A 7651-nucleotide genomic window follows, 5' to 3' on the forward strand; every position below is an offset into this window, starting at 1 on the left:
GCGAGGAGCGCAAGGATCTGGCGACGCTGCTCGAGGAGGCCATCGCGCCGAGCACGGCCATCGTGGACTGGTCCACGAAGGAGGATGTGCAGCGGGAGATGCGGCAGCGCATCAAGAAGCTCCTCCGGGTGGCGAAGTACGCGGAGGGGGACGGGGCGAAGGTGGAGGAGACGACGGCGAAGCTCATGGAGCTGGCACGGGCCCGGAGGGGACGGTGAGCCACGGAGGGGAGCGCTCGGAGATCCAGTGGGGGACGACGCGGATCGCCTATGGCATTCAGCGGAGCAGTCGGCGCAAGACGGTGGGGGTGACGGTGGCGCCACCGGGCCAAGTGCTCCTGACGGCGCCGAGGGGGGTGCCGGTGGAGCGGCTGGATGCGGTGGTGCAGGCCAAGGCAAGGTGGATCACCTCGCGCCTGAGGCGGGTGAGGCCGGAGGAGCCGAGTTTGGGCCCGCGGGAGTTTCTCTCAGGGGAGAGCTACCTCTACCTGGGCAGGCAGTACCGGTTGGCGGTGCAACCAGGTGGGGCGAGCGCCGAGGTGCGGCTGGAGGGGGGGCGGTTGCGGGTGCAGGTACCGCGGGGCTTTCAGGGGGAGGCGCGGGCGCGAGCGGTCCGGGAGGCCCTGGCCGGGTGGTATCGGGAGCGCGCGCGGGCGCGGCTGACGGCGCAGGTGGGAGGGTGGGCGCGGAGGATGGGGCAGGAGGAGCCCCGAGTGCAGGTGCGCGAGCAGGAGCGCCGCTGGGGGAGTTGCAGCGCCGGGGTGGTGCGCTTCAACTGGCGCATCATCCAGGCGCCCATGCGGCTGGTGGACTACGTGGTGGCGCACGAGCTCGTCCACCTGGTGCATGAGGCTCACGACAAGGCGTTCTGGGCGGCGCTGGGCCGGCTGCTGCCCGACTACGAGGCCCGGCGCGAGCAGCTCCGAGCCACAGGGCCCCGGCTCATCTGGTGAGCCCGTTCCCCGGACCATTGATCTGAGACGCATGAGAGCCTCCAGCGCACCTACACGCCATCAGCGCATCGCCATCGCCTCCCTCCTCCTGCTCGCGCCTTCATTCCCGGGAGTGACTGGATGCAAGAGCCGCACGGAGGAGCACTCAAAGGTGGATGCTGGCCGCCCAAGCACCCCGGCCGCCCGCGAAACCCTGGAATTGGGGGTTACCAATACGAGCCTGTATCCATATGCCGGCACGATGGATTTTGAGAACCGCTACGCCTCCACGGTCATGATCACCACCGGCTCTCAACCGAGAGCGGTTCGATGCAGCGGCGTCCTGATCAGCCCTCGTGTTGTCCTGACCGCAGGCAGTTGTCTGTGCGAGCCCAGAAAGAGCGCCACGCCTGCCAGCAAGGAGGAATCCCTCGGCAGCGGCGCGTCATGCCTCGAGCGCGCCTCTGTGACAACGGTCACTTATGGGACCGTCCTGGACAAAGCGTTCCCTGAAGAGACGACCCCGATGCGTTTCGACAGTTATGAAGGCGAGGTCCGGCCTCATCCCGAATTCAAGCCCCTCTCCGAAGACTCGGGTCCGGCTAAGCCGGGGCATGCGGATCTCGCCGTCATTGTTTTGGATGAAGCTGTGAAGAGCGTGCCCCCTGAGACCTTGATGGAGCAGGGCGAGCTCCAAGTCCATGAGTCCCTCGTCATGGCAGGCTATGCGCACGATGGAAACAGCCAGGCGGTAGGCGGGCTCTATGGGGTTCGCTACTTCCGGAAGAACACGGTCGCTCAAGTCCTGGCGCCCGAAGAGGGAAGAGTCCTCTATCAGCAGCAAGGTCCCTCCCTCTATAACGGTTATGCTGGCGGCCCTTGCTTTCGCGAGGAGGCCCAGAGGCGTCTGCTGGTCGGAATCGCGAGCATCGGTTCGGACCAAGAGCTCTCATTCACAAGTGTTTCTCCCTTTCGGGATTGGCTGCGGGCTGAAGTCCGGCGCGCGGCGGCCCCAACCCCTCCTGCTCCAAATCATTGACACACACTCGACGAGGTGGGTTCGCATGTCCGCTTGCCGAAGACTCTTGGCACCCTATCTGCTCACAGTCCTGTCGTTGGGTCCTGGATGCAGCTCCAGCCCCTCTGGATTCAGGGGCGAAACAAGCGTTCCCGGAGTGACTGGAACTCCTCTGTCGCCCCAGGACATGAACGGCGTTTCGGGTGGACGGGACGATCAAGAGAACCTCTGGCGAGCCATCGTCAGGATCCGCAGTGTCGGGGGGAGTTGCAGCGGCATCCTCATTGCTCCACAAGCTGTCCTCACTGCTGCTCATTGTTTCTGCCCGGTGACGCAAGCGGCCTTCAACAGAAAACCATGCGTCAAGAAGGCCACGGTGATCAGCCACTTTTATCTTTACCGTCCGGAGCAAAGGGCCTGGGAGGCGGTACCCGAGACATCTCCGGGCGATGTCATCGTGCACGAAGATTTCACAGCGCAACGCAATGACCGTGGGTTTGTGGACCCTGACAAGCGCGTCGCGGATCTTGCTATCGTGGCACTGGAGCACGAGTTGAGTGGAGTCAAGCCAGACGTTCTCCTGAGGAGCAAAGAAGTCTCGGAGGGTGATGAGCTCACCGTCATTGGCTACGGCCCGAGCGCGCATGAGGCCCAAAATGGAGGTCTGCGCCGCTATGGTACCAATGAAGTATCCGCCATCCGCACGCTGGCCGACCAGAGAGGCCGGGAGTTCCGCTTCAATGGCTCAGGGGCTCATACACATGAAGGAGACAGTGGCGGCCCGGCTTTGTACATCGACGAAGGGAAGCGCTGGCTCGTGGGTATCAATGGTGGGTATGCGGAGAATGGTACGCAATCGTGGTTCACGAGCACTTCCAGCTACTACGATTGGATTACAGCACAGTTGGAGAAGACCCAGAAACCAAGAGCCCCCTGACTGCGACAGGGCCCCGGCTCATCGGGTGAGCCCGTTCCCCGGCGCTGTGTCCCACCGTCCATGCCGGGAGACGGGGAGTCCACGGCTGGAGACGGGCATAGGGTGTCCGGGTCCCCAGCTACCCCCGACAAAAAGTCTACATATGTAGACTTTCGTAGCCCGACTGCCCCCTACGCAGGTCTAAACGTTTAGACCTGCGTAGCCCCGGCTGCCCTACGGAGGGCTATACGTATAGACCTCCGTAGCTTTCTCCGCCCCCAACGGAGGTCTACACGGCCACTGTGCTCCGCGTGGGGCATGGCACTGTCCTCCCTGAGCACCGCCAGGCATTCGCTGACGTGATCCTACGTGTGGGGTAGGCTGCGGATGGGTAGAGGGAGCGGCTCCCTCCACCACCACGAGGCTCCTATGGACAGAACGTCCGCCCCCGCGCTACACCCGGCACGGCTTCCTCCAGGCACGCTGGTAGGGTCCTGGCGCGTGGAGGGCTGGGCCGGCCGCGGCGTCTATGGTGCCGTCTATCAAGCCGTGCCTGCTGGAGCCGAACACGCCACACCCGTGGCCCTCAAGCTGGCCTTGCACCCGGCAGACCCGCGCTTCGCTCGCGAGGCGGCGCTGCTCTCACGCTTGAGCCACCCTCATGTGCCTGGCCTGCTGGGCCATGGAGAGTGGCAGCACCCCGACGGCACGCTCTACCCCTTCGTGGCCATGGAGTGGGTGGACGGCATGGCTCTCTATGACTGGGCCCGGCTGCACCCTGCCTCCTGCCAACAGGTGCGACAGTGGCTGGCTCAGCTTGCGAGCGCCCTGGCGGCACTCCACGCCCAGGGCCTCCTCCACCGCGACGTCAAAGGCGCCAACATCCTCGTGCGGCGCTCCGACAGCCGCGCCGTGCTCACAGACTTCGGCACAGGCATCTACCCTGGCGCCGCCACCCTCACGCCTCCCATGGTGTTCCCCGGCACTCCGGCCTATCGCTCCCCAGAGTCGTGGCTGTTCGAGCTGCGGTTCTACCGGGAGCCCGCCGCCCGCTACTGCGCCGGGCCGGCCGATGACCTCTACGCGCTGGGCGCCACCGCCTGCGCACTGCTCACTGGCGAGTACCCGGAACCGGGCGAACCCACCCAGGACGAACTCGGCACCTGGCACCTGGAGTCGGTGCTTCTACCCCCCGCGCTGTTGAGCGACCCTCGCGTGGAGCCAGGGCTCCGTGCCCTCGTCCTGCGCCTGCTCTCGGTGCGCCCCGAGGAGCGCGGCACCGCCACAGCGCTGGCAGCGGCCCTGGAGCAGGCTGTCGAACCCGCCGCGCCACAGAGCACTCAACCGTGCTTCACCGAGCAGGCCTTGCTGCCCTCAGCACTGCCGCCGAAGCAAGCCGCTGCCGCGCCTGGGCCCGACTCCCGGAAGCACCTTCGCGATGACGTTGTCGAAGGCAGCGCCGCCAAGCCACAGGAACTCGCCTTGCCGCTCGAGGTGCAGATGCCACCTCCCCAGGAGTCCTCCCTGGCGAGAGGTTCCGCCGAACTGCTGAGGCCCCGAGCCCCCAAGGGGCCTGGGTGGTCCACGCTCGTGCTGGCAGCGGCGAGCCTGGCGCTGGCCGTGTGGACGTGGTGGGCCGATCCTCGTAAGCCCCTGGAAGAGACCTCTGTCGCCCAGGCAGAGCCCTCGCGAGCTGGGGCACCGGACGCGGGCACCGCAGGGCTTGGAGCAGCCGCGGCAACCACCTCCCTGGAGGGAGCCCCCTCTACTCCCACCCCAGAAGGGCTGACCGAAAACACCCCTCCCGAGCTGCTGCCGGGGCAGGCGCGGCCCGATGAGAAGGGCCGCTGCCCTCTCCGAGGACAGGTCGTCCTCAACGGAGGTTGCTGGGCTGAGTTGGCTTGGGCCCCAGAGAAGTGCTCGGAACTCGGGGGCCAGATGTTCAAGGGCACCTGCTATGTGCCCTTCATCCCTCGTGGGCGCCGCCCCAACTCCAGCCCCATGGACAAGCGGTAGGAGGCGCTGTCTGCCGCCACGCATGGCAGGACGGCGGGCTCACATGAGCTGTGAGGCGTCGGCCTCCAGGCCGTGCGCGGCCCCGTTGGCCTGCTGCTGGGGAGCGCTTGGAGTCACCTTCCTGGCCTTGGGCTTGTGGATGCCGCGGCGCACGGTGCGCACCGCCTCCTTGCCCATGTCGAGCACGGCGGACACCGCGCCCGCCACCAGGTTGCTCGGCGGAGCGTCCGGGGCGCGCGGGTGCGGCCTCGTGGGCGCGGCCTTCTTCGCCATCATCAGCATCTGGGCCATCTCCCGGAGCTCCACCGGGCTGAAGGCCTTGCGCACGCGGGGGAACAACCTGCGCTCCTCCTCGGCCACGTGGGTGCGGACGTTCTCCATCAGCACCTTCACCTTGGCGCTGAAGCGCTCGGCTTCAGATGGCAGGTCCTCCAGCTCCTTCAGCAGCCACTTGGCCACGTGGTGCTCCTCCAGCGCTTCGAGCACCTGCTCCTCCAGCTCCTTGCCCTTGGCACGCACCGCCGGATAGAGGACCTGCTCCTCGATGACGGCGTGAACGGCGAGCTCGCGCACGATCTGCTCCACCAGCTTGCGCTTGAGCTTCTTCGCGTTGGGGCCTGCCTGCTCGAACCTGCGGAAGAGCGTCTCCACCGTCTTGTGGTCCGCCTTCAAGAGCGCGATGGCATCCATTGAGCGCATCTCCCCTCTCCTCTCATCACGGAGCCAGCACCCGCATGGCGTGGCCCAGCTACTCTGGACTATGAGGGTGGTGACGCCCTGCCTCTCATGCCCGGACTCCTGGAAATCCCAGCCCCGGCAGCCCGGTGAGCAGGCAGGCTCACTCCGTCGGGGCTCCCGTCTTCTCCTGGTACCAGCTCGACGCGTTGAGCACCTGGACGTGAGTTGCTCCGGAGCCCGTCTCCACGCCCACGGAGAGGATTCCCATCTTCACCAGCAGCACGACATGGGGGGAGCCACCGGTGCTCTCCGCCGTTCCGCGCAGCTCGAGGCCCTGGCCATTCGCCAGCAGCTTGCTCACCTTGGCGCCCTTCTCTCCCAGGCTCACCGTCCCGGTGAGTCCCAGGTTGTTGGCGTTGAGCAGGGGTGACAGCACCCGAGGCAGGGCGCCCTGGGCGGTGAGGAGCGCGACGAACGGGGCGGCGTTGGAGAAGCTCCCCGAGAAGCGTCCCTCGGCGGCAGGAGGTGACAAGGCGAGGGTGGCCTCCGGGAAGGTCAGCATCCCTTCCCAGTTGTGGGCTTCATCCTGGCCCGCCTGCACGGAGACTTCCTGCAGCTGCACCCGGCTTCCGTGCAGCACCACCTTGCCACCCTGGTAGGCCAGCTTTCGCGCGTCGACCTCCACGTGGACGAGCCCCTTCATCGTCGCGCCACCCCAGGTGACATGGAGCGGCTTCGTGTGAAGCTCGAGCTGGATGTCCGGTGGAGACTGGTCCAGGCGCGGGGCCTTCGCACCCAGCAGGAGGATCACCTCCGACGTCTCCAGCGTCGGCCCCTCTCCGCTCTCCATCCGCGCGGGCCCCAGCGTGAGCTTCAGTCCCAGCCGGTCCGTGCCGTCCTCATGCGTGTACACGTCCGAGTGGAACCTCCAGGGCGCCTTCAAGCGCAGGGAGCCTGTCGACACGAGGAGCGGCTCCGCCGAGCCTTTGAGCTGCGTGCCCTGTGCGAGTCGGCCCTCCTTCACATGGAGGTCCACCTCCAGCTTCCCCGAGCCTCCCCGCAGCGAGACTCCCTCCAGCCCGGAGGTGAGCCGCGGCAGCTCGCTGAGCGCGGGGTGGGTGGCGGTGAACTGGAACCGGCCCCCCGTCAGTCCGGTGATGAGGTCGAGCCCGCTCTCGGGTCCCTGGCGTTGCGTCTCGAGGCTGAACTCCCCCGAGCCCTGCTCGAGGTGCAGCATGGCTTCTTCCTCGTAGGAGAGCTGGCCCGGGCCGAGTCGCACCTTCGCATCCCTCACGGAGACGCGGTGCCCAGGCACCACCTCCAGGCTGCCAGACGCGTCCGTGATGCCCGTGAGCCGGACTCCCTTGACGTCCAGCTCGCGGACGTTCTGGACCCGCACGCCGTGCAGCAACACCTTCCAGGGATCCGCGGGAGGCGGCTTCCTCGGCGTGTCTCCGCCAGGCTCGGGGGTCCCGGAGCGGATGCGGAGCTGCAGTCCTCGAACGTCCAAGGAGTCAGCCTTCAGCTCCCGCTTCAGCAACGCGAGCAGGGACAGCTCCACCTTCACCTCACCCAGCTCGAGCTGCCAGGAGCTGCCGTTCGCCGCCTCCTGTCCCAGCTTCAGATCCCGGACATGGACGTGCCCGGGCACCAGGCTCCAGGCCCGGCTCCACTCCACCCGCGGGTGATCCCGGGAGAAGTGATTGATGACCGTGGCCAAGAGCCCAGTGACGAGCACGGCGTTGTAGAGCAGCTCCAGCACGAGCAGCCCGCCGAGCCCCCATAAGAGTGGACGGCGCCACCGCGCCTGGGGAGGGGGGACGGAGGGAAGCGGAGGGGTCGGCATCAGGTGCTTGCAGTAAGCCACATGCTCGAAGGCCGCACCTGGCCCCACCCCGCCATTGTGGAACGAGTGTCCGACGGCTCACCCTTGGCGCAGCACGAGCAGCCGCAGCTCGGTCATGTCCTCGATGGCGTACTTCACACCCTCTCGCCCCAGCCCCGAGCCCTTCACGCCCCCATAGGGCATCGTGTCGACGCGGAAGCTCGGCACGTCGCCCACGACGACGCCGCCCACCTCCAGCTCGTCCCA

Annotated in this window: 8 protein-coding genes; 5 read left to right on the forward strand and 3 right to left on the reverse strand. The window is 67.0% G+C overall.

What is annotated here, in order from left to right; all coding sequences use genetic code 11:
- The 5 genes from VD972_RS23245 to VD972_RS23265 form a co-directional block, all read left to right on the forward strand.
- On the forward strand, positions 1-218 hold a 218-nt coding region (locus tag VD972_RS23245; RefSeq protein WP_324990497.1), incomplete at its 5' end, for a type I restriction enzyme endonuclease domain-containing protein.
- Positions 215-952 (forward strand): SprT family zinc-dependent metalloprotease, encoded by a 738-nt coding sequence (locus VD972_RS23250; protein ID WP_324990498.1) that lies wholly within the window; start codon positions 215-217, stop codon positions 950-952. The genes VD972_RS23245 and VD972_RS23250, both read left to right, overlap by 4 nt.
- 151 nt (positions 953-1103) lie before the next feature.
- Positions 1104-1970: a trypsin-like peptidase domain-containing protein gene (locus VD972_RS23255; protein WP_324990500.1), complete on the forward strand. Its 867-nt coding sequence runs from the start codon at positions 1104-1106 to the stop codon at positions 1968-1970.
- A gap of 166 nt (positions 1971-2136) precedes the next feature.
- Positions 2137-2886: a trypsin-like serine protease gene (locus VD972_RS23260; protein WP_324990501.1), complete on the forward strand. Its 750-nt coding sequence runs from the start codon at positions 2137-2139 to the stop codon at positions 2884-2886.
- 408 nt (positions 2887-3294) lie between these two features.
- Positions 3295-4881, forward strand: coding sequence for a serine/threonine-protein kinase (locus VD972_RS23265; RefSeq protein WP_324990503.1), 1587 nt, complete (start codon positions 3295-3297; stop codon positions 4879-4881).
- A gap of 39 nt (positions 4882-4920) precedes the next feature.
- Here the strand turns inward: VD972_RS23265 and VD972_RS23270 are convergent, their stop codons facing one another.
- The 3 genes from VD972_RS23270 to VD972_RS23280 all read right to left on the reverse strand — a co-directional run.
- Positions 4921-5580 carry a hemerythrin domain-containing protein gene (locus tag VD972_RS23270; protein WP_324990504.1) on the reverse strand — a complete coding sequence of 220 codons (660 nt, stop codon included), beginning with the start codon at positions 5578-5580 and terminating at the stop codon, positions 4921-4923.
- A 139-nt stretch (positions 5581-5719) separates the two neighbouring features.
- On the reverse strand, positions 5720-7405 hold the full coding sequence (locus VD972_RS23275; protein ID WP_324990505.1) for a hypothetical protein: 1686 nt from the start codon (positions 7403-7405) through the stop codon (positions 5720-5722).
- A gap of 78 nt (positions 7406-7483) precedes the next feature.
- On the reverse strand, positions 7484-7651 hold a 168-nt coding region (locus tag VD972_RS23280), incomplete at its 5' end, for an aldehyde dehydrogenase family protein (RefSeq protein WP_324990507.1).

It is taken from the genome of Hyalangium sp. (assembly GCF_035629615.1).
GTDB lineage: Bacteria > Myxococcota > Myxococcia > Myxococcales > Myxococcaceae > Hyalangium.

Bases quoted from the DNA above. Each gene is read 5' to 3' on its own strand.
- VD972_RS23260 (WP_324990501.1), top strand. From the start codon at position 2,137: ATGAACGGCGTTTCGGGTGGACGGGACGATCAAGAGAACCTCTGGCGA.
- VD972_RS23265 (WP_324990503.1), top strand. From the start codon at position 3,295: ATGGACAGAACGTCCGCCCCCGCGCTACACCCGGCACGGCTTCCTCCA.
- VD972_RS23270 (WP_324990504.1), bottom strand. From the start codon at position 5,580: ATGCGCTCAATGGATGCCATCGCGCTCTTGAAGGCGGACCACAAGACG.
- VD972_RS23275 (WP_324990505.1), bottom strand. From the start codon at position 7,405: ATGCCGACCCCTCCGCTTCCCTCCGTCCCCCCTCCCCAGGCGCGGTGG.